Here is a 20,061-nt window from a genome sequence, read left to right on the forward strand (position 1 = left end):
GCGGGTCAGGGAGTGAAACGGCCCCGGCCCAGTTGGGCGCGGACCGGGGTGACCTCCGGGTTGACCAGGGCGCGGCGCTGCCAGTTGGCGCCGTCGACGACCAGGGTGTGCCCGGTGATGAACCGCGCGTACGGCGAGGCCAGGAACGTGGCCGCCCACCCGAGCTCGCGCGGGGCGCCCACCCGCAGGGCCGGCTGGCGCGCGCCCAGGCCGCGGTCGCCGTCGCGGGCGGGCTGGGCGTCGTGGCCGTCCCGGCCGCCGCCCTGGTCCAGGCCGGCCCGGATCGCCTCGGTCATGTCCGCGTGCGGGACCAGCCCCGGGACCAGGCCGTTGACCTGGATGCCGTACGGGCCCCACTCCACGGCCAGCGTCTCCACCAGGCTCTTCACCCCGGCCTTCGCGGCCGCGCTGTGCGCGAACCCCGGCCCGCCCGTCCAGGCGTACGAAGCGCCGATGCTGACGATGGAGCCGGGCGTCCCCGCGGCGAGGTGGCGGCGGCCGAACTCCCGCGTCATGAACCAGGTGCCGGTCAGCGTGATGTCCACCACCGCCCGCCACGCGTTGGGGGACAGGTCCTCCGCCGGCGACGGGAAGTTGGCGGCGGCGTTGTTGACCAGTACGTCCGGCAGCCCTACCGCCGCCTGTGCTGCGTCGAAGACCTCCGCGACCCGCTCCGGGTCCCGGATGTCGCAGACGGCGGCCGTCACCCGGCCCGCGCCGGGGACGGCCGCCAGCTCGTCCCGCGCCGCCTTCAGCCGGTCGGCCCTGCGGCCGGCGATCACCAGGTCCGCGCCGAGCCGCGCGAACTCGGCGGCGATCGCCTTGCCCAGCCCGGTGCCGCCGCCGGTCACTAGGGCCACCTGCCCGGCGTACGTACCGGGCGGCAGGGCGGCGGCGCCGGACGGCGGCGGTGCGGGCAGGCCGCGCGTGATGTCGTCAGTCATGCGGGCATCGATAGCGCGTGGCCGCTCAGATCACCATGCCCGGGACCGGATCAGCCCTGCGGCGCGTACGCCTGCTTGCTCGCGCAGGTCCAGATCACGGCGCTGCCCTGCCGGGTCTCCCGGTCGAGGAGGGTGCCGCCGACCCGGTCGTCATCGCCGGCCGCGAAGGCGCGGCTGAGCGGCGTGCCCGGGGTACCCGCCGGGAACGGCAGCGCCAGCGGGGCCCCCTTGCCGGGCCAGTAGACGGCCTGGAAGCGGCTGGGCCAGCTCTCCTCGAAGGTGGTGGCGGTGCCGACGGCCACGTTCGTGGTCGGGCTGCTCCCGTTGAACTCCAGGTCGTGGTAGCCCTTGACCCGGCCCGGGTCGGTGGGCAGGGCGTCGTACGGCTTCTGCCAGACGGCCGGCGTCAGCAGCGGGTCGTTGCGGTAGTAGTAGTCCTCCAGGCCGACCACCCGGCCGCGGTCGTCGATGTCCCTGCCGACCGTGGAGTACGCCCGGTGGTAGCCGTTCCACACCTGCAGGCTGTAGGGCGGGTAGCCGCCGCCGGCGGGCCACACCACCGGGAAGGTCTTGGTGACCTCGATGTCGTTGTCGGCGTCGAAGTAGGAGCCGGTGACCGTGCCGACGATGTCGCCGCGCTTGTTGATGCCGTTCAGCGAGACGACCTTGGAACCGGGGATCGCGTCCGCGGGGACCGGCAGCTCGCGCACGGCCTTCCCGTTCACCCACTCCTTGGCGACGCCGGCGTCCACGGCGACGACCCGCCCCGCCTCGTTGACGTCCACGGCCACCTCGGCGTGCCCGGGTGCGGGCGCCGTGAGCGCCCGGGAGGCCGCCGCCCCCTGCTGGTGGGTGAAGGCGACCGCGGTGTTGTCCGAAGACCGCAGGGCCGTGCCCACCATCAGCCCCTTGGCGCTGACGGCCTTGACGCTGCCCCGGTCGTAGCCGGCGGGCAGCGGCACGGCGTGGACCGTGTGCTCGGCCCCGGTCCAGTAGACGGGCCGGTCGCCGCTCTGGCCGACCACGAGTCCGCCGGCGCCGAAGCCCGCCACGGAGCCCCCGGTCATCCCCGGCAGGGCGGGCAGCAGCTCGATGGCCGGGGCGCACGCGGCCGCGCCGGCCGCCGCGGCCGGTCCGGCGGCGGTGATCAGCCCCGCGAGGACGGCGGCGGCCCCCGCCGCGGCCGTCACGCTTCTCAAACGGATTCCGTTCATGGTTGGTTCCCCCTGGTGTGCGTGGTGCCAGGCGCCGCGCGTCATGTGCCGTACGGCACCGGCCGGTTGATCGTTGATCTACGGACACATGCTGCCCGACCCCGGGGTCACAAGCCCACCGTTTACTGTTCCCAAGGAGAGAACCGACCGCTTAGTATGCGCGCAGAGTGTGGTCCCTCGACGGCGGCTGGAGGCCCCGGATGCAGGCATGGCGCGTACACACCCCCGGCGAACCCCACGAGGCCATGCGCCTCGAAGAGGTTCCCGAGCCCGTCCCCGGCGAGGGGGAGGTGAGGCTGAAGGTGCTCGCCGCCAACGTCAACTTCCCCGACGCGCTGCTGGCGCGCGGCCAGTACCAGATCCGGCCCCCGCTGCCCTTCACCCCCGGGGTCGAGATCTGCGGCGAGACCGAGGACGGCCGCCGCGTCATCGCCAACCCCAGCCTGCCGCACGGCGGCTTCGCCGAGTACGTGACCGCGTCCGCGCGCGCCCTGCTGCCCGCCCCCGACACCCTCGACGACGCCGAGGCCGCCGCCCTGCACATCGGCTACCAGACCGGCTGGTTCGGCCTGCACCGCCGCGCCCGCATCCAGCCCGGCGAGACCCTGCTCGTCCACGCCGCCGCGGGCGGCGTCGGCAGCGCCGCCGTCCAGCTCGGCAAGGCCGCCGGGGCCACCGTCATCGGCGTCGTCGGCGGCAAGGCGAAGGCCCGTACCGCCGAGGAACTCGGCTGCGACCTGGTCATCGACCGGACGGCCGAGGAGAGCGCCGGGATCGCCGCCCGCGTCAAGGAGTTCACCGGCGGGCGCGGCGCCGACGTGGTCTACGACCCGGTCGGCGGCGACGCGTACACCGTCTCCGCCAAGTGCGTAGCCTTCGAGGGCCGGATCGTCGTCGTCGGTTTCGCGAGCGGCACCATCCCCACCCCCGCCCTGAACCACGCCCTGGTGAAGAACTACGCCGTCCTCGGCCTGCACTGGGGCCTGTACGCCGCCAAGGAACCCGCCGCCATCCTCGCCTGCCACACCGAACTGACCCGGCTCGCCGCCGAGGGCGCCGTGAAACCGCTCGTCACCGAACGGGTCCCGCTCGCCGGTGCCGCCGACGCCGTGCAGCGGCTGGCCGACGGCGCCACCACCGGCCGGCTGGTCGTCGTACCGGCCCTCAGCGAAGGCGGTTCGCGATGATCACCTCCGAGGAACTGGCCGCGCGCGTACGGGAGCTGCTCGCCGCCCACCCGCCCGGCGGGACCGACCGCGAGGACTTCCTGCGCGCCCGCTTCGACGCCGGACTCGCCTGGGTCCACTACCCCGAGGGCCTCGGCGGACTGGGAGCGCCCCGCGCCCTCCAGGCCGTTGCCGACGCCGAACTGGAGGCCGCCGGCGCCCCCGACAACGACCCGCGCCGGATCGGCATCGGCCTCGGCATGGCCGCGCCCACGATCCTCGCGTACGGCACGGAGGAGCAAAAGCGCCGCTTCCTGCGCCCCCTGTGGGTGGGGGAGGAGGTCTGGTGCCAACTGTTCAGCGAACCCGGCGCCGGCTCCGACCTCGCCGCTCTCGGCACCCGCGCGGTCCGCGAGAGCGGCTCCGGCGACTGGATCGTGGACGGCCAGAAAGTGTGGACCTCCAGCGCCCACACCGCCCGCTGGGCCATCCTGATCGCCCGTACCGACCCGGCGCTGCCCAAGCACCACGGCATCACCTACTTCCTCTGCGACATGCACGCCCCCGGCGTCGAGGTCCGGCCACTGCGCCAGATCACCGGCGAGGCCGAGTTCAACGAGGTCTTCCTCACCGGCGTCCGCATCCCCGACGCCCACCGCCTCGGCGCCGTCGGCCAGGGCTGGGAGGTCGCCCGCACCACCCTGATGAACGAACGCGTCTCCATCGGCGGCATGCGGATCCCGCGCGAGGGCGGCATGATCGGCCCCGTCGCCGGGGCCTGGCGCGAGAGGCCCGAACTGCGCACGCACGCGCTGCACCAGCGCCTGCTCGAACTGTGGGTGGAGGCCGAAGTGGCCCGGCTCACCGGGGAACGGCTGCGCCAGCAGCTCGCCGCCGGCCAGCCCGGCCCCGAGGGCTCGGGGATGAAGCTGACCTTCGCCCGCCTCAACCAGGAGATCAGCGGGCTGGAAGTGGAACTCCTCGGCGAGGAGGGCCTGCGGTACGAGGACTGGACGATGCGCCGGCCCGAACTGGTCGACTTCACCGGCCGCGACGCCGGGTACCGCTACCTGCGCGCCAAGGGCAACAGCATCGAGGGCGGCACCAGCGAGATCCTCCTCAACATCGTCGCCGAACGGGTCCTCGGCCTGCCCGCCGAGCCGCGCGACGACAAGGACCTCGCCTGGAAGGACCTGGCCCGATGAGGGACGCGACGGACGAGACGGACCACACGGACGAGACGGACCACACGGACCACACCGACGAGACGGAGCGGACGACCCCGATGGCCTCGCGTGCCCCCTTCGACCTGCTGTACTCCGATACCGAGGACGAACTCCGGTCCGCCGTGCGATCGCTGCTCGCGGACCGCTGCGACGCCGCGAGCGTGCTCGCCCGGGCCGAGACCGACCGGCCGCACGACCCGGAGCTGTGGCGCACCCTCGCCACCGGAATCGGGGCCGCCGGACTGCTCGTCCCGGAGAAGCTCGGCGGACAGGGCGCGAGCCACCGGGAGGCGGCCGTGGTCCTGGAGGAGCTGGGCCGGGCCGTCGCGCCCGCCCCGTACCTGACCAGTGCCGTTCTGGCGACGGAGATCCTGCTCGGCTGCGACACCGCCTCGGCGGAGGTCGCCGGGCTGCTGGCGCAGGTCGCGGCGGGGGCGCGGGTCTGCGTGCCGGCCGTGCCGCTGACGCTGGCGCCGGGGGCGCCGTTGCCCGCCGGGGTGCGGGACGGCGGGGGCGGGGTCCTGACGGGGCGCGTCGGCTCGGTCGCGGACGCGGTCGCCGCCGATGTGCTGCTGGTGCTGGCGGACACCGGGCTGTACGCGGTGCCGGCGCCGGACGTCTCGCTCGTACGGGCGGTCCCGCTGGACCTGACCCGGCCGCTGGCCACCGTGGTCCTGGACGGGGCCGCCGGCACCCGGCTCGCGGACCCGGCCGCGGCGCGGGCGGCGGTGGCGGGGGCGCTGCTGTCGGGGGCGGGGCTGCTGGCGTCGGAGCAGCTCGGGCTGGCGGAATGGTGCCTGACGGAGACCGTCGGGTACGTGCGGGGGCGGCACCAGTTCAACCGGCCGGTGGGGTCGTTCCAGGGACTGAAGCACCGGCTGGCCCGGCTGTGGCTGGACGTGGCCTCGGCCCGGGCGGCGGCGCGGGCCGCGGCCGACGCGCTGGCGACGGGGTCGCCGGACGCGCCGCTGACCGTCGCGGTCGCGCAGGCGTACTGTTCGGGCGTGGCCGTTCGCGCCGCGGAGGAGTGCGTGCAGCTGCACGGCGGGATCGGCATGACGTGGGAGCACCCGGCGCACCTGTACCTGAAGCGGGCCAAGGCGGATTCCCTTGCCCTGGGCACGACCGGTCACCACCGCGCCCTGGTGGCGGACTTCGCGGAACTCCCGTCGCCGTAGCCGGATCCGCTGCCGCCGCCCGAACCCGTGCGGGGCGCCGGCGCGTGCCCGGCCCGCGCACGCGCGTCGGCCCCATGGGTGCCGCCGGGCCCCATGGGTGCGGCCGGACACACGGGTGCGGCCGCGGGGCCACTGCGGGCCCCACGGGGTGCGGCCGCGGGGGCCGCTGCGCGGAGCCCTCCCCGCCCCACCCTTCCACCGTTCCCCGGGGCTGTGCCCCGGGCCCGGTCCGGGCTCCGCCCCCGACCCCTTCGGGGCTGCACGCCGGGCCCCTCCGGGGCTGCGCCCCCGACTGCTGTTCCTCGACGCCGAGACCGGCAGCGGCGCCGAGTACGGGTAGCGCTCCGCCGGGTGGACGGAGGCCGCACCATCCCCGACCACGCCACCACCCCCTTCTGCAAGCACCCCCAGGGGTGACCTCGCCCGCCGCTCCGCGTTAGTCCCCGTACGCGGACCACCGAGCGAGGGAGACCGCATGTTCGCAGCACCGGCCGCCGCACCACTCACCCGTCGCGCGGTCCTTCGTACGGCCTTCACCGCCGCCGTGCTGGCCGGAACGGCCGCCGCGCTGGCCCCCGTACTGCGGGCCCGGCGGCCGCGGCAGACCCTGACCCCGGCCCCGTTCGCAGAGGAGACGTACCGCGGCCGGCACATCGCCGTCGAACTCGCCGGCACGGCCGTACGGATCGACGGCCGCCCCCTGCACGTGATGCGCCGCGCCGACGGCAGCTACCTCAGCGGGATCAACCACTTCCAGTCGTTCGCGACCCCGCTGGAGCTGGCCCGCGCGGCCATCGACGAACTGGGCACCACCCAGCTGGCCTTCGCCGCCCCCCACCACGGCGGCTGACGCACGGGAAGGGGAGGAGCCCCGAGGTGTACATCCGGCAGAACCAGAAGAACCTGACCAGCACCCAGAAAAGGCGGTTCACGGCCGCCGTGCTGGAGCTCAAACGCAACGGCACCTACGACCGGTTCGTGCGCACCCACGACAAGTACTTCGTGCCCGACCGGGACCGCAAACTCCGCGTCGGACACATGTCCCCGTCGTTCTTCCCCTGGCACCGGCGCTACCTGATCGAGTTCGAGAAGGAACTCCAGGCCGTCGACCCCGGGGTCAGCATCCCGTACTGGGACTGGACCACCGACACCAGCCCGGCCTCCTCGCTGTGGGCCGAGGACTTCCTCGGCGGAACCGGCCGCGCCAAGGACCGCCAGGTGATGACGGGCCCGTTCGCCTACGAGAAGGGCAACTGGACGATCACCGTCGGGATCACGGAGGCCCAGTACCTCACCCGCAACCTCGGCCGCCCGCAGAACCCGATCAGCCTGCCCACCCCGGCCGAGCTCCAGTGGGCGATCGACGACCCGACGTACGACGCCTCGCCCTGGGACTCCACGGCGGCCGGCTTCCGCAACAAGCTGGAGGGCTGGGCGGCGCCGAAGAGCGAGCGCTGGCGCAACCACAACAAGGTCCACCAGTGGATCGGCGGCCACATGACGGGCGGTACGGCGCCCAACGACCCGGTGTTCTGGCTCCACCACGCCTTCGTGGACCTGCTCTGGGACCGCTGGCAGCAGCGCCACCCCTCCTCCGGGTACCGGCCGGCGACCGCGCCCAAGGCGGGCGACGCCCAGCGCGGCCGGGTGATCGCGGTGGACGAGCCGATGCCGCCGTGGAACGTCACCCCGCGCGAGATGTCCGGCCACCAGGGCGTCTACCGCTACGAGCTCTGAGCCCCCTGCCCGCGCGGCGGGGAGACGGGAACGCGGAAGGGCCCCCGCCCGGGTGGCGGGGGCCCTCGGTCGGTCCGACGGGGGACGATCAGCCGCCGTAGCCCTCGGTGTGGTGCTCGCCGTGGCCCGAGGCGTTGATGCAGGTGTTGCCGAACGCCGGGTTCAGCAGGCCGACCACGTTGACGCTGTTGCCGCAGACGTTGACCGGGATGTGCACCGGAACCTGGACGAGGTTGCCCGAGAGGACGCCGGGGGAGCCGACCGCCGCACCGTGCGCTCCGGCATCGGCGACAGCCAGACCGGCACCGGCGGCCACCGCGCTACCGGCGACAGCGGTGATGGCGAATGCCTTCGCGATACGCGACATCAAGATCTCCTCGTGAGATATGGGGTTGCCACAGAACCTGCGGCATTTGACATGGCATACAACGCCGGGACAGCCCAGGGGTCACGGCCGCTGGGCCTACCCGGTGACGACTGCGGTGACTGCGGGGCTCAGAACCGCACGGAGGCGAAGTACGGCCGCACCTGGGTGACGGTCCCCGGCCCGAGCCGCTCCACCGGGGCGCCCGCGCAGCCCGGCTCCCGGTAGAAGGTCGCGGTGCCCCGGGTGTGGTTGGTGACCGCCCGGGATCCGCCGCCCTCCGCCGCGACACAGCCCTTCGGGGCGCTGAGGCCGTGCACCCGGTCGTCCTGGCCCACGTACTGGAAGTCCGGACCGGGGGCCGCCTGCGCCGTACCGCCCGTCGCGGCGGCCGCGGCGGCGGCCAGCAGCAGGGCGGGGGCGGCGCCGGCCCGGAGGTGGTTCCGCATGACTCGGATGCCTCGCATGATTCGCATGGTCCGTCAACCGGGACCGACCCCGGCCGGGTCACGGCGGATCACCCGTTGGACGGCTGTGCGACGGTATGCGACCGTGCCTGGACAGGCGAGAACGCGGATCGAGCGGTTCCAGGAGGACGGGATGAGCGCACCGAGCGGCCGGCCCCGGGTCGGTACCGGGTACGGGGTGGTCGAGGGCCGACGCGAGGTCGGCGGCATCGCCGTCTTCCGCGGCATCCCCTACGCCGCACCGCCGGTCGGCGCCCTCCGGTTCGCCGCCCCCGCGCCCCCGCGGCCCTGGGAGGGCGTCCGCGACGCCGGCGCGTTCGGACCCACCGCCCCGAAGGTGCCCTACCCCGACACGTTCGCCGCACTGCTGCCCGACCCGGAGATCCCCGGGGACGACTGCCTCAACCTCAACGTGTGGACCCCGGACCCGGCGCCCGGCGCCCGGCTGCCCGTCATGGTGTGGATCCACGGCGGGGCGCTCACCCGGGGCTCCGCCGCCGTCCCCGTCTACGACGGCGCGGCCTTCGCCCGCGACGGGGTCGTGCTCGTCTCCTTCAACTACCGCCTCGGCGTGCTCGGTTACGGCCTCTTCCCGGACGCCCCCGCCAACCGCGGCCTGCTCGACCAGATCGCCGCCCTGACCTGGGTCCGGGACAACATCGAGGCCTTCGGCGGCGACCCCGCCCGCGTCACCGTCTTCGGGGAGTCCGCCGGCGCCATCAGCATCGGCGCCCTCCTCGGCGCCCCCCGCGCCGCCGGGCTGTTCGCGCGGGCCGTCCTGCAGAGCGGCGCCCCCGAGGTGCTGCCGCGCGACCGGGTGCGCACGATGGTCCGGCGGATGGCCTCGCTGCTCAAGGTGCCCGCCACCGCCGAGGCGTTCACGGCCGCCGCCCTGCCGGACCTGCTCGCCGCCCAGGGCGCGGTGCTGCGCCGCTCCAGCCCGCTGGTCGGCGGCCCCGCCTTCGGGCTGGTCACGGACCCCGACACGCTGCCGGGCGACCCCCTCGAAGCGGCCGCCGCCGGGGACGTGCCGCTGCTGCTGGGATGGACCACCGAGGAGTACCGGCTCTGGCTGGCCCCGACCGGGGTGATGCGGGTGCTGGACCGGCTCGGCCCGCTGGCCTTGGCGCTGGCCCGGGCCCGCAGCGGCAAGGACCGGGCCGCCGTACGGGCGCTGCGCGCCGCGCTGCCCGGTGCCAGCCCCGCCGAGCTGGCGGGCCAGCTGCTCACCGACCGGCTGCTGCGCGACCCGCTGCGGCGCCTCGGCGGGGCCCGGCGGGCGGCGCCGACCCACCTCTACGAGTTCGGCTGGTGCTCCGGCGTACCGGGCCTGGGCTCCTGCCACGCGCTGGAGCTGGGCTTCGTGTTCGACACGCTGGACGTGCCGGAGGCCGCCTGGCTGGCCGGGCGGGACACCCCGCAGGAGCTGGCCGACGAGATGCACGCGGCGTGGGTGCGGTTCGCGGTCACCGGTGACCCGGGCTGGGCGCCCTGGGACGGCAACGGCCCGCCGAGGATGTTCGGCGGGCCGGAGCTCGGGCGGGCGGAAGCCGAAGCGTCCGCCGAGGCGCCGGCGGTTACTCCACCGGCCCTTCCATGACCTTGCTGATGAACTGGATCGGGCCCTCGCCCATGTTCGGGACGTAGGTCTTGGCGTTGTGCTTGCCGCCCGGGATGACCTTCAGGCTGGTGTGGACGGGCCCCTTGTTGCCGTAGGTCGCGATGAACTTCTGCACGTCCGGCAGGGTCCTCTTGTTGCTCTCGCTGTCGCCGACCTGGAACGCGAGGTAGACGTCCGGGCCCTTCTTCTCGATGAGCTGCTTCGCCAGCACCTCGGGGTTGTTCTCGACCTTCTCCTTGTCGTGGCCCTTCCACAGGGAGGAGTCCGGGACGATGTCCGGGCCGGAGGCGATCACGGCCTTGAACTTGTCCGGGTGCTTCAGTACGGCCTTCAGGCCCGCGAAGCCGCCGGTGGAGGAGCCCATGAAGGCCCAGCCGTCACGGGACTTGATCGTGCGGAAGTTCGCCTTCATCAGGTCCGGGACGTCCTCGGTGAGCCAGGTGCCCATCTTGGGCTGGCCGGGGATGTCGGAGCCGTCCCAGTAGACGCCCTTGTCGTCCGGGCCCGGGTTCAGCACGGGCATGGCCAGGATGAACGGCTTGCTCTTCCCCTCCGCGTACCACTGGGAGATGCTGGTCTGGAGACCGAGGTCGGTGCCCATCCAGTAGTTGTTCGGGTAGCCCGCGCCGCCGGGCAGGGCGATCAGGACCGGGAAGCCGCTCTTGGCGAACTTGGGGTCGTCGTACTCCTTGGGCGCCCACACCCAGACCTTGCCCTTGAAGCCGGACTTCTTGCCGTCCAGCGTGGTGACCGCGACGTGCGTGCCGTCCGGCAGGGTCTTCGAGTTCTTGAACTCGGCGGTCGGGTCGGTCGGCATCAGCATCTTCGAGTTCGCGGCCTGCTTGCCGCCGCCCGCCTTGCCACCGCCTCCCGGCTGTCCGAAGGACACGGCCTTGCCCTTGTCCGTGAACGGCGGTATCTCGAAGTGGTTCATCACGCCGGCGGCTATGCCGGCGAGGCCCAGCACGGTCACGCCCGCGATCAGCCAGCGCTTGCCGCGCGAACGGCGGCGCGGCTGCTCCGGCGGGCCGTAGTCGTAGTCGTCGTAGTACTGCTGGGGCTGCCCCGGGCCGTGGTCGTACGGCGGCTGGGGCTGCCGGTACTGCCCTTCCGGTGCCGGCCGGTAAGGCTGGTACTGCTGCTGACCGTCGGGTGCGTACGACATGTGCGGGGCTCTCCGGCTGGTGCTGCCCGGTCGGGGCGTGGGGGTTGGCTGCTTCGTCCCGGAGGATGATCGTAAATACGTTCTGGTTCCGTATTTTTCCTTCTCTTGGGTTGCCTTAGAACTGGACGTTGCCGATCACCCGGAAGGCCGCCGGAGTTCCCGTTCTGTTCTCCGACTGTCCCTGGCCCATGCACATGCCGCTGGGTATGGTGCGTCCGCGCCGCCGCCCCCACCCCCTGCTCGGAGGTATCTTCCGTGTTTGGCATGCCCGCATCACGGTTCAGCCGCAAGACCGCCCTCGCCACCGCCTTCGGCGTCACCGCCGCCGGCGCGGCCCTGTGGGCGGGCATCGGTGCCGCCCAGCCCGCGCACGCCGCCGGCCTGCCCGCGCCCGACCACGTCGTCGTCGTGGTCTTCGAGAACCACGCCTACAACCAGGTCATCGGCAGCTCCAGCGCCCCCTACATCAACTCCCTCAAGAGCGGGGGCGCCAACCTCACGCAGTCGTACGGCATCACCCACCCCAGCCAGCCGAACTACCTCCAGCTCTTCTCCGGCTCCAACCAGGGCGTGACCGGCGACAGCTGCTACACCCCCGGCTTCAGCTCCGCGCCCAACCTGGCCTCCGAGCTGATCGCCGCCGGCAAGACCTGGGCCAGCTACAACGAGACCCTGCCCAGCCAGGGCTCCACCACCTGCAGCAGCGGCAAGTACGCCCGCAAGCACAACCCCTGGTTCGCCTTCTCCAACGTGCCCACCAGCACCGCGAAGACCATGACCCAGTTCCCGAAGGACTTCACCACCCTGCCCAAGGTGTCCTTCGTCGTCCCCAACCTCTGCAACGACATGCACGACTGCTCCGTCGGCACCGGCGACACCTGGCTCAAGAACAACCTCAAGGCCTACGCGGACTGGGCCAAGACCCACAACAGCCTCCTCGTCGTCACCTTCGACGAGGACAACCGGCTGGCCGGCAACAAGATCCCGACCGTCCTCTACGGCCAGCCCGTCACCGCCGGCAGCACGTCGAGCACCAACTACAACCACTACGACATGCTGCGCACCCTGGAGGGCCTCGCCGGCCTGACCACCCACGCCGGGAACGCCGCCGGCGCCAAGGACATCACGGGGATCTGGGCTTCCTGACCATGTACGTTGCGGACAGCCGCGGTACCCCCGCGCCCGCCGTGACCCCCGAGCCGCAGGCCGTCGTCCCGGGCACCGGCCCGGGGCGGCGCGCCGCGCTCGCCCCCACGGTGCTCGCCCTCGGCACGGTCAGCCTGATCACCGACGTCTCCTCCGAGATGGTCACGGCCGTGCTCCCGCTCTACCTCGTCGCCGGGCTCGGGCTCTCCCCGCTCGGCTTCGGGCTGCTCGACGGCCTCTACAACGGGGTCAGCGCCCTGGTCCGGCTGACCGGCGGGCACCTCGGCGACCGCCTCGGCCGCCACAAGGCCCTCGCCGGCCTCGGCTACGGCCTCTCCGCCCTGTGCAAACCGCTCCTGCTGTTCGCGCACACCCTGCCCGCCATCGGCGCCGTCCTCGCGCTCGACCGCACCGGCAAGGGCCTGCGCACCGCCCCGCGCGACGCGCTGATCTCGCTGGCCGCCGCCCCCGCGGAACGCGGCCGGGCCTTCGGCGTGCACCGGGCCATGGACACCGCGGGCGCGCTGATCGGGCCGGTCCTCGCCTTCGTGATCCTGCGCGGCGCCGCCGACGGCTACGACGCCGTCTTCACCGTCAGCGCCTGCGTGGCCGCGCTCGGGGTGCTGGTGCTGGTCCTCTTCGTCCCCGGCCGCCGGACGGTCCCCGCCCCCGCGGACGGGCCCGTCTCCCCGCGGGCCTCCGTCGGGCTGCTGCGCCGCCGCGACCTGCGCCGGATCAGCCTCTGCGCGCTGCTGCTCGGGCTGTGCACCGTCAGCGACGGCTTCGTCTTCCTGCTGCTCCAGCGCGCCACCGGGATCGCCGACCGCTGGTTCGCGCTGCTGCCGCTGGGCACCGCCGCCGCGTTCTTCCTGCTCGCCCTGCCGCTCGGCCGACTCGCCGACCGGATCGGCCGCCGCCGGGTCTTCCTCGGCGGCCACCTCGCGCTGCTCCTCGTCTACGGCCTCCTCCTCGCCGGCGGGCAGCACCCCGCGCTGCCGTACGCGGTGCTGCTGCTGCACGGCGGGTTCTACGCCGCCACCGACGGCGTGCTCATGGCCGCCGCGGCCGGGACCGTCCCCGAGGAACACCGGGGCGCCGGCCTCGCCCTCGTCCAGACCGGCCAGGCCCTCGCCCGGTTCGCCGCGTCCCTGGGCTTCGGCGCCGTCTGGACCGTGTGGGGTCCCCGCCCCGCGCTCGCCGTCGCCGCCGCGCTGCTCGCCGCGGCGGCCGCCCTCTGCGTCCGGCTGCGCCCCGCCGACGACGACGCCTGACCCCCACCCCCCCAGCCCCCGGAAAGGCCGCCCATGACCCTCCACCGCCGGATCCTGATCCTCGTCTGCGCCGCCGCGCTGCTCGCCGTGGTGGGCGCGCTCGCCGTCGTACGGGCCTCCTCGCGCGCCGACGAGAAGAACCGGGCCCAGGCCGGCGGGCCGGAGATCACCCGGGGCCAGGTCTCCCTGGACGCCGGCGACGGCGGCCGGCGGATCGTGTTCCGCAACATGGCCTGGGGACCGCACCGCGACGAACTCGCCACCGTCCCGGCCGGCGAGCCCGAAGGGCCCCGTACCGCCTCCGGGGTGACCTGCCTGCGCTTCCACGCCGCCGCGGGGACCGGGGTCTGCCTCCAGGCCGACAAGGGCGGGGTCCAGGACGGCTACCGGGCCGTCGTCCTCGACGCCCGCCTCAAGGAGGTCTCCGCGCACCCGCTGGCCGGCATCCCCACCCGCGCCCGGGTCTCGCCCGGCGGGCACCTCACCGCCTGGACCGTCTTCGTCGGGGGCGACTCGTACGCCGGTACGAACTTCTCGACCCGCACCTCGGTGCTCGACCTGCGCACCGGCACGTACGACGCCTCGCTGGAGGACTTCACCATCCGCAAGGACGGCAAGACGTACCGCAACGCCGACGTCAACTTCTGGGGCGTGACCTTCACCGCCGACGAGCGGGGCTTCTACGCGACGCTCGCGACCGGCGGCAAGACCTACCTGGTCCGCGGCGACCTGGCCGAGCGCACCGTGACCACGCTGCGCGAGAATCTGGAATGCCCCTCGCTGTCGCCCGACGGCACCCGGCTCGTGTTCAAGAAGCGGGTGGAAGGCGCCCCGGCCGAGGCGCCGTGGCGGCTGTACGCGCTGGACCTCGCCTCGATGCGGGAGACCCCGCTCGCCGAGGAGCGCAGCGTGGACGACCAGGTGGTGTGGACGGACGACAAGACCGTCGTCTACTCCCTGCCCGGCGACTTCGGCGCGGACCTGTACTCCGTACCGGCCGACGGGAGCGGCGCGCCGGCCCGCCTGATGGCCTCCGCGCTCGCCCCGGCCTTCCTCGGCTGAGCCGGGGAGGAAGCGGGGCGAGCGCGCCGGCAGGACCGTTACGCCGGGATCAGCGTCTTGCGGCGGCGCTTGCGCTGCGCCGCCGACGACAGCCTGAGCTCGATGATCGACCGGACCGCCGGCCACTCCTCGTCGAGGATCGAGTAGAAGGCCGTACTGCGCACCGCGCCGTCGAGCCCCCGCGAATGGGCCCGGCGGACCCCCTCGCAGGTGAAGCCGAGGCGCTCCATCGCCGCCCGCGACCGTCCGTTGCGGGCGTCCGCGCGCAGCGAGATGCGCCGGACGCCCCAGGTTTCGAAGGCATGGCGGAGCATGAGCAGCTTCGCCTCGGTGTTGATGCCGGTTCCCTGGGCCGCCGGGGACAGCCAGGTGTTGCCGATCTCGGCGGCATCGGGGATCGCCGTCGCCGGATCGCCGAACGGGACTCCCGGCACGGCGGGCCACACCAGGGGCCCCTGCCAGTAGTCGAGTTCCAGGAACCGGGTCGAACCGACGACCCGCCCGTCGGTGGCTCTGACCACCGCGAACGGGAGCGATCGACCCGCCGCCTGATCGGCGAGGGCACGGTCGATGTACTCGTGGGACGCCTGCACCCCATGGGGTACGGGGGTGAAGGCGTAAGTCGTACGATCCTCGGCCCCGGCCATGGCCAAGGCCTCGGTGTGGTGGGGGGCGAGGGGCTCGAGCCGCACGGAGCGGCCGGCGAGGAGTACGGGTACGGGCACGGAGCCTTCGGTCCTTCTGGGCGGTGGGGTGGTTGCACAGTCTGCGCTCCTGACGTCGCCCCCCGTGCAAAACACGGGTGAAAGGCAACGGGCTGTCAGGTGAACGCGAGTGGCTCAATGTAGCCCCTCAACGTGCTCTCATGAACCCCCAAAATGGCAACGTCATGGCGATGATTTTCGATGACTTTGGTCCCCGCCGGGAAGAGGCCGTAATCCTGATCTGGGGACATCCCTTCAACCGGTCGATGTGGACCCGCCAAGCGGCTGCCCCGAGTGGCGAAAGTCACCGGTTCAGCCTCCCTGACCTGCGACGATACGGAGGCGACCCGGCGTCGGCGGACAAGAGCCCAGCCGCCGGGCGGGCGGGCGGCCCCGGCGGGTTCCCCGGCCGCCCGGGCGTCGAACAGGCGGCCGTCGCAGGAGTGTCCAAGGGTGCGCGGGCCGACCGGGATCCCGCGTTGCGCCACCCGGGTCCGCCGGGGGCCGCGGAGGGCCGCTCGCAGGGCCGGCGGCGCCTGAGATCATCGCGTCCATGGACATGGACGACGTACTGCGGCGACTGGCCTCCGTCGGGCCGTTCTTCGGCGTGCCGTACGGGAAGGAGCCGCCCGGCCCCGGGTTCCGGCCGCTCCGGGAGCTGTACGGGGAGCAACTCGGCCCTTACGTCATCGAGGTGGGCCGGCGGATCCGCAGCGGGTCCGGCCGGGTCGCCGCGTCCACCGCGCAGCTCGGGATCGCCTCGCGGCTGTGGTCGCTCGGCCTCGGCTGCGCCGCGCTGGCCGGGCGGGTGCCGGACCTGGGCGTCGACCGGGTGTGGTGGCGGCTGCCCGGCGCGGGCTCGCTGGAGCTGTGGCTGCCCGAGCCCGGGCCGGGGGCGCTGCCGGCCGCGGGGCTGGGGGAGAACGTGCTGGGCAACCTCGCGGTGCTGGACGCGGGGCTGCGCGAGCGGTTCGGGGTGTCGCCCCAGGTGCTGCGCGGAAACGCCGCGTCCGGGCTGGTCGGGGCTCTGCGGGTGCTGATCGACCGGGTTCCCGGCGGCCCGGCCGTCGCCCTGGCGGCGGACCTGCTGGCCGACGGCGGGCCCCTCGGGGGCACCGGGACCTTCGTCCACGAGGAGGGTCTCGGGGTGGCGTTCGTACGGCGCAGCTGCTGCCTCTACTACAAGGTGCCCGGCGGCGGGCTGTGCGGGGACTGCGTGCTGCGGACCAGGTGAGCGGGGGGCCCGTTCGGAGCAGCGGCGGGTGTGGCGCGGCGCGGGCGGACAAGGCGGCTCCTACGGTCCCGAGCATGACGTACGCCCGTACACCGCAGAACCAGCCCCCGACCGCGCTGTCGCGCCGCTCCGCCCTGACCGGGCTCGCCGCGACGGCGGGGGCCCTCGCCGTGGGCGGTGCCACCGCCTGTACCGCGGCCGCCACCCCCGGGCCGGCCGCGGCGACCGCAGCCGACCCCGACCCCACGCCCGGAGCCATGAAGCTGTTCGACGACCCCGGTTTCAACTTCGCCGGCCTGCTCGCCCTCGGCGCGGCCGGAATGAGGGCCTCCGAGGTGGGTGAGGTGCTGACCGCCGTCAACGCGATCAACGCGGCCGGCCTGTCCGAGCAGAGCTTCACCGAGGTCTTCCGCTCCTGGGGCGACAAGCTCTCCGTGCCCCCGCCGGCGGCCGCCGCGGCCCGCGGCCAAGGGGAGGAGACCCCGTCGCAGACGCGCCGGTTCCGGTCGCTGCGCGCCGCCCAGTACTACGCCCAGGCCCTGTTCTTCGTCCTCGGCAGCGCGAAGCCCGGCGACGAGGAGGCGCTCTACCTGGCCGGGCGCCGGGCCTGGGACACCTTCGGCCGGCTGGGCTCCCCGGCCGCCGTCCAGGCGAAGATCCCGTACGAGAACACCCACCTGCCGGTCTGGTTCTTCACCCCCGACGGCCCGGCCGAGCCGCGCCCCACCGTGATCCTCACCAACGGCAGCGACGGCCAGAACGTCGACATGTGGACGTACGGGGTGTCCGCCGCCCTCGACCGGGGCTGGAACGCGCTCGTCTACGACGGACCCGGCCAGGGCCGGCTGCTGTTCGTCGAGGAACGGATCTTCACCACCCGCTGGGAGCACGTGGTCACCCCGATCGTCGACTGGCTGGCCCGGCGCCAGGACGTGGACAGCGACCGGATCGCGCTCACCGGCCTCAGCATGGGCGGCAACCTCGTCGCCCGCGCCGCCGCCTTCGAGCACCGGCTCGCGGCCGTGGTCTGCGAGCCGGGCTGTGTCAGCCCCTGGCTCGGCTTCGACAAGGAGCTGCGCGACATCGTCACCGCCGACAAGGCGGAGACCAACCGGGTCTGGAACGAGGAGGTCGTCCCGGAGCTGACGCCGAGCCTCGCCTACACCGTCAAGAAGAGGTTCGAGATCTTCTCGGTGGAGGCGCTGCGCGAGGCCCGCGCCGGCCGGGTGTTCAAGGACCTGTGGACCCCGGCGCAGGTGGCGATCGGCCTCGACGTCACCAAGGTGGTGCCGAGGATCAAGGCCCCGACGCTCGTCCTCGACTACGACTTCGAGCAGTTCTACCCGGGCCAGCCGCGGCAGATGTACGACCTGCTGCGCACGCGCCGCGAGTACGTGAAACTGACGCAGGCCACCGGGGCGCAGTTGCACTGCTCCCCGATGGCCCCGCAGCAGCACTGCGACGTCGTGTTCGACTGGCTCACCGACGTCCTGCGGCGCTAGTCACCCGCTAGAACGTGAGGTTCCAGGCGTCGATCTTGCCGGTGTCGCCGCCCGCGTTGTCGTTCACGCGGAGCTTCCAGGTGCCGTTCGCGGCCTCGGAGGAGGCGTTGACGGTGTAGACGGTGTTGATGTTGTCGGTGCTCCCGCCGGCCCGGTTGTGGACGGTGTAGACCGTGCCGTCGGGGGCCACCAGGTCGACCTTGAGGTCGCCGATGTAGGTGTGGACGATGTTCACGCCGACCTTGAGGGTGGCCGGGGCGTTGCCGGTGACACCGCTGACGGTGATCGGGCTCTCCACGGTGGTGTTGTCGCCGATGGCGAAGTCACCGGTGTTCTCGAAGAACTTCCCGGGCGGCGGGGTGGCGCCGACCGCCTTGAGGGCGTCGACCTGGCCCTCGCCGAAGAAGGAGTTGTTGGCCGCGGTGCCGGTGCAGCGGTTGTCCGACGGGCAGGCGATGTCGTTGGCCTGGGTGGCCAGCTTGTCGCGCATCTGCGCCGGGGTGATGCCCGGGTTGGCGCTGGCGAGCAGCGCCGCGACGCCCGCGACGTGCGGAGTGGCCATCGACGTACCGCTCTTGGTGCCGTACTTGCCGCCCGGCAGGGTGGAGTAGACGTCGCTGCCCGGGGCCGCCACGTCGATGACGCCCGAGCCGAAGTTGGAGAACGAGGCCTTCGTGGTGCCGGTGCCGTTCGCCGCGACGGTGACGACGCCAGGGAGCTCGGTCGGGATGTCGAGGCAGGCGTTGGTGATGGTGCGGGTGACCGGGGTCGAGTCGTTCGGGCTCGCGGTGTCGGTCGTCTTGTGGGCGAGGTCGTAGTTCTCGTTGCCCGCCGCGGCGATCTGGAGCGAGCCCTTGCTCTCCGCGTACTCCTGGGCGCGCTTGACGCCCTCGATGATGGCGGCCTGGTCGATGTTGTCGGGGCAGTTGAACTGCCACGGGTCCGTGTAGTAGCTGTTGTTGGTGACCTTGAAGCCGTGGTCACCGGCCCACACGAAGCCGCAGATGGTGTTCTCGGCGAAGAAGAACGAGTTGCCCGGCTCGGCGACGCGGACCGCGGAGATCTTCACGCCCGGGGCCACGCCGACGACGCCCTTGCCGTTCTTGGCCGCGGCGATGGTGCCCGCGACGTGGGTGCCGTGGGTGTCCACGTCCCGCCAGGCGCCGGTGCGGGTGTCCGCCTTGCCGTAGGCGCAGGAGACGGAGTCGGCCGCGTTGAAGTTCGGCGCGAGGTCCTGGTGCTGGTCGTCCACGCCGGTGTCCAGGACGCCGACCTTGACGGAGGCGGAGCCGGTGGTGACGGCCCAGGCCTGGTCGGCCTTGATCTGGCTCATGTCGGCGCGGACCGGCTCGCCGGAACCGGTGGCGGACTGCGCCGGGTTGGCGGGCAGGGCCGGGTTGTAGGCGTCGGCGGGGACGTCCGAGGTACGGGTGGCGCCGACCTTCTGGACCCCGGAGACCCCGCGCATCGTGGTGGCGAAGGTGGAGGAGGTCGAGTGGGCGACGATCACGCCGATGGCGTCGTAGGCCGAGAAGACCGTACCGCCGTTGGCGGTGATGGCCGAGCGGACGGCCGTGCTGTCACCGGGGGCGGTGATCACGAGGTAGGCGCGCGTGCCGGCAACCCAGGTCGCACTCTGGGAAGTCGGCGCGGCGGCCTTGGCGGTGGCCGGGGCCTTGGCGACCGAGGCGGGGGCCCCGGACGGGGAGACGGGGGCGGTGCCGGCGAGCGCGGCGGGGGCCCCGAAGGCGAGTGCGGCGCCGAGCGTGGCGGCCAGCACGAGGGTACGTCGAGGTCGGCTGGATATGTGGGGTATCAATGCGTCCTCCGAAGACGGCCCGGCGTCGCTGGTGGCAGCTACCGGGCCGTACGAAACGAGTGGTGGACGCAAGATGTCAGACGTGTGCCCGGCTAGGGAAGTACCTTTTACCGCAGGACTCTTCGTCGGCCGTTGGCTGAAAATCGCCTATGGGTGGGCGGGGTGGACCGGGGCCGGACGAGTGGGGCCGGCCGGGCTGGGCACCGTGGGGGCGAGCCCTGCCCGACCGGCCCGTGCGGGC

18 protein-coding genes are annotated in these 20,061 nt (G+C 73.4%); 11 read left to right on the plus strand and 7 right to left on the minus strand.

Going from position 1 to position 20,061, the window contains the following annotated elements:
• Positions 1 to 5: 5 nt before the first annotated feature.
• Both OG982_RS29010 and OG982_RS29015 read right to left on the minus strand, forming a co-directional pair.
• Positions 6 to 944: an SDR family oxidoreductase gene (locus OG982_RS29010; protein WP_266949746.1), complete on the minus strand. Its 939-nt coding sequence runs from the start codon at positions 942 to 944 to the stop codon at positions 6 to 8.
• 50 nt (positions 945 to 994) lie between these two features.
• Positions 995 to 2,158, minus strand: coding sequence for a hypothetical protein (locus tag OG982_RS29015; RefSeq protein WP_266949747.1), 1,164 nt, complete (start codon positions 2,156 to 2,158; stop codon positions 995 to 997).
• 200 nt (positions 2,159 to 2,358) lie between these two features.
• Between OG982_RS29015 and OG982_RS29020 the strand changes: the two genes are divergently transcribed.
• The 5 genes from OG982_RS29020 (at position 2,359) to OG982_RS29040 (ending at position 7,465) form a co-directional block, all read left to right on the plus strand.
• On the plus strand, positions 2,359 to 3,345 hold the full coding sequence (locus OG982_RS29020) for an NADPH:quinone oxidoreductase family protein (protein WP_266781744.1): 987 nt from the start codon (positions 2,359 to 2,361) through the stop codon (positions 3,343 to 3,345).
• On the plus strand, positions 3,342 to 4,529 hold the full coding sequence (locus tag OG982_RS29025; RefSeq protein ID WP_266949749.1) for an acyl-CoA dehydrogenase family protein: 1,188 nt from the start codon (positions 3,342 to 3,344) through the stop codon (positions 4,527 to 4,529). The genes OG982_RS29020 and OG982_RS29025 overlap by 4 nt, the downstream gene beginning before the upstream one ends.
• A gap of 80 nt (positions 4,530 to 4,609) precedes the next feature.
• Positions 4,610 to 5,728: an acyl-CoA dehydrogenase family protein gene (locus tag OG982_RS29030; protein ID WP_266791642.1), complete on the plus strand. Its 1,119-nt coding sequence runs from the start codon at positions 4,610 to 4,612 to the stop codon at positions 5,726 to 5,728.
• A gap of 475 nt (positions 5,729 to 6,203) precedes the next feature.
• Complete coding sequence (locus OG982_RS29035) at positions 6,204 to 6,578, plus strand: tyrosinase family oxidase copper chaperone (RefSeq protein ID WP_266781740.1); 375 nt, start codon at positions 6,204 to 6,206, stop codon at positions 6,576 to 6,578.
• Between the two features lie 26 nt (positions 6,579 to 6,604).
• Positions 6,605 to 7,465, plus strand: coding sequence for a tyrosinase family protein (locus tag OG982_RS29040; protein WP_266949750.1), 861 nt, complete (start codon positions 6,605 to 6,607; stop codon positions 7,463 to 7,465).
• A gap of 88 nt (positions 7,466 to 7,553) precedes the next feature.
• On the opposite strand, the gene OG982_RS29045 is transcribed toward OG982_RS29040, so the two are convergent.
• Positions 7,554 to 7,832, minus strand: coding sequence for a chaplin (locus OG982_RS29045; protein WP_266781736.1), 279 nt, complete (start codon positions 7,830 to 7,832; stop codon positions 7,554 to 7,556).
• Positions 7,833 to 7,960: 128 nt separating this feature from the next.
• Positions 7,961 to 8,296, minus strand: coding sequence for a hypothetical protein (locus OG982_RS29050; protein ID WP_266949751.1), 336 nt, complete (start codon positions 8,294 to 8,296; stop codon positions 7,961 to 7,963).
• A 133-nt stretch (positions 8,297 to 8,429) separates the two neighbouring features.
• On the opposite strand from OG982_RS29050, the gene OG982_RS29055 reads away from it, so the two are divergent.
• A complete protein-coding gene (locus tag OG982_RS29055; protein WP_266949752.1) occupies positions 8,430 to 9,896 on the plus strand; it encodes a carboxylesterase/lipase family protein in 1,467 nt (488 codons plus the stop codon).
• Here the strand turns inward: OG982_RS29055 and OG982_RS29060 are convergent.
• The gene (locus OG982_RS29060) at positions 9,874 to 11,082 is read right to left on the minus strand and encodes an esterase family protein (protein ID WP_266949754.1); all 1,209 of its coding nucleotides are present in this window, start codon (positions 11,080 to 11,082) and stop codon (positions 9,874 to 9,876) included. The genes OG982_RS29055 and OG982_RS29060 overlap by 23 nt on opposite strands.
• A gap of 264 nt (positions 11,083 to 11,346) precedes the next feature.
• Between OG982_RS29060 and OG982_RS29065 the strand changes: the two genes are divergently transcribed.
• Genes OG982_RS29065 through OG982_RS29075 form a run of 3 tightly spaced genes read left to right on the plus strand, consistent with a single transcriptional unit; the run spans position 11,347 to position 14,561 of the window.
• Positions 11,347 to 12,228 (plus strand): alkaline phosphatase family protein, encoded by an 882-nt coding sequence (locus OG982_RS29065; RefSeq protein WP_266949756.1) that lies wholly within the window; start codon positions 11,347 to 11,349, stop codon positions 12,226 to 12,228.
• 2 nt (positions 12,229 to 12,230) lie between these two features.
• Positions 12,231 to 13,499, plus strand: a complete 1,269-nt coding sequence (locus OG982_RS29070; protein ID WP_266949758.1) for an MFS transporter — start codon at positions 12,231 to 12,233, stop codon at positions 13,497 to 13,499.
• A gap of 33 nt (positions 13,500 to 13,532) precedes the next feature.
• Positions 13,533 to 14,561 carry a hypothetical protein gene (locus tag OG982_RS29075; RefSeq protein WP_266949759.1) on the plus strand — a complete coding sequence of 343 codons (1,029 nt, stop codon included), beginning with the start codon at positions 13,533 to 13,535 and terminating at the stop codon, positions 14,559 to 14,561.
• 38 nt (positions 14,562 to 14,599) lie between these two features.
• On the opposite strand, the gene OG982_RS29080 is transcribed toward OG982_RS29075, so the two are convergent.
• The gene (locus tag OG982_RS29080; RefSeq protein ID WP_209522160.1) at positions 14,600 to 15,286 is read right to left on the minus strand and encodes a GNAT family N-acetyltransferase; all 687 of its coding nucleotides are present in this window, start codon (positions 15,284 to 15,286) and stop codon (positions 14,600 to 14,602) included.
• A 532-nt stretch (positions 15,287 to 15,818) separates the two neighbouring features.
• Here OG982_RS29080 and OG982_RS29085 point away from each other — a divergent pair.
• A complete protein-coding gene (locus tag OG982_RS29085; protein WP_266781723.1) occupies positions 15,819 to 16,499 on the plus strand; it encodes a (2Fe-2S)-binding protein in 681 nt (226 codons plus the stop codon).
• Between the two features lie 74 nt (positions 16,500 to 16,573).
• Complete coding sequence (locus OG982_RS29090) at positions 16,574 to 18,001, plus strand: S9 family peptidase (RefSeq protein ID WP_266949761.1); 1,428 nt, start codon at positions 16,574 to 16,576, stop codon at positions 17,999 to 18,001.
• Positions 18,002 to 18,008: 7 nt separating this feature from the next.
• Here OG982_RS29090 and OG982_RS29095 read toward each other — a convergent pair whose 3' ends face one another.
• Positions 18,009 to 19,781 carry a S8 family serine peptidase gene (locus OG982_RS29095; RefSeq protein ID WP_266949762.1) on the minus strand — a complete coding sequence of 591 codons (1,773 nt, stop codon included), beginning with the start codon at positions 19,779 to 19,781 and terminating at the stop codon, positions 18,009 to 18,011.
• Between the last annotated feature and the right edge of the window lie 280 nt (positions 19,782 to 20,061).

This window comes from Streptomyces sp. NBC_01551, assembly GCF_026339935.1.
GTDB lineage: Bacteria > Actinomycetota > Actinomycetes > Streptomycetales > Streptomycetaceae > Streptomyces.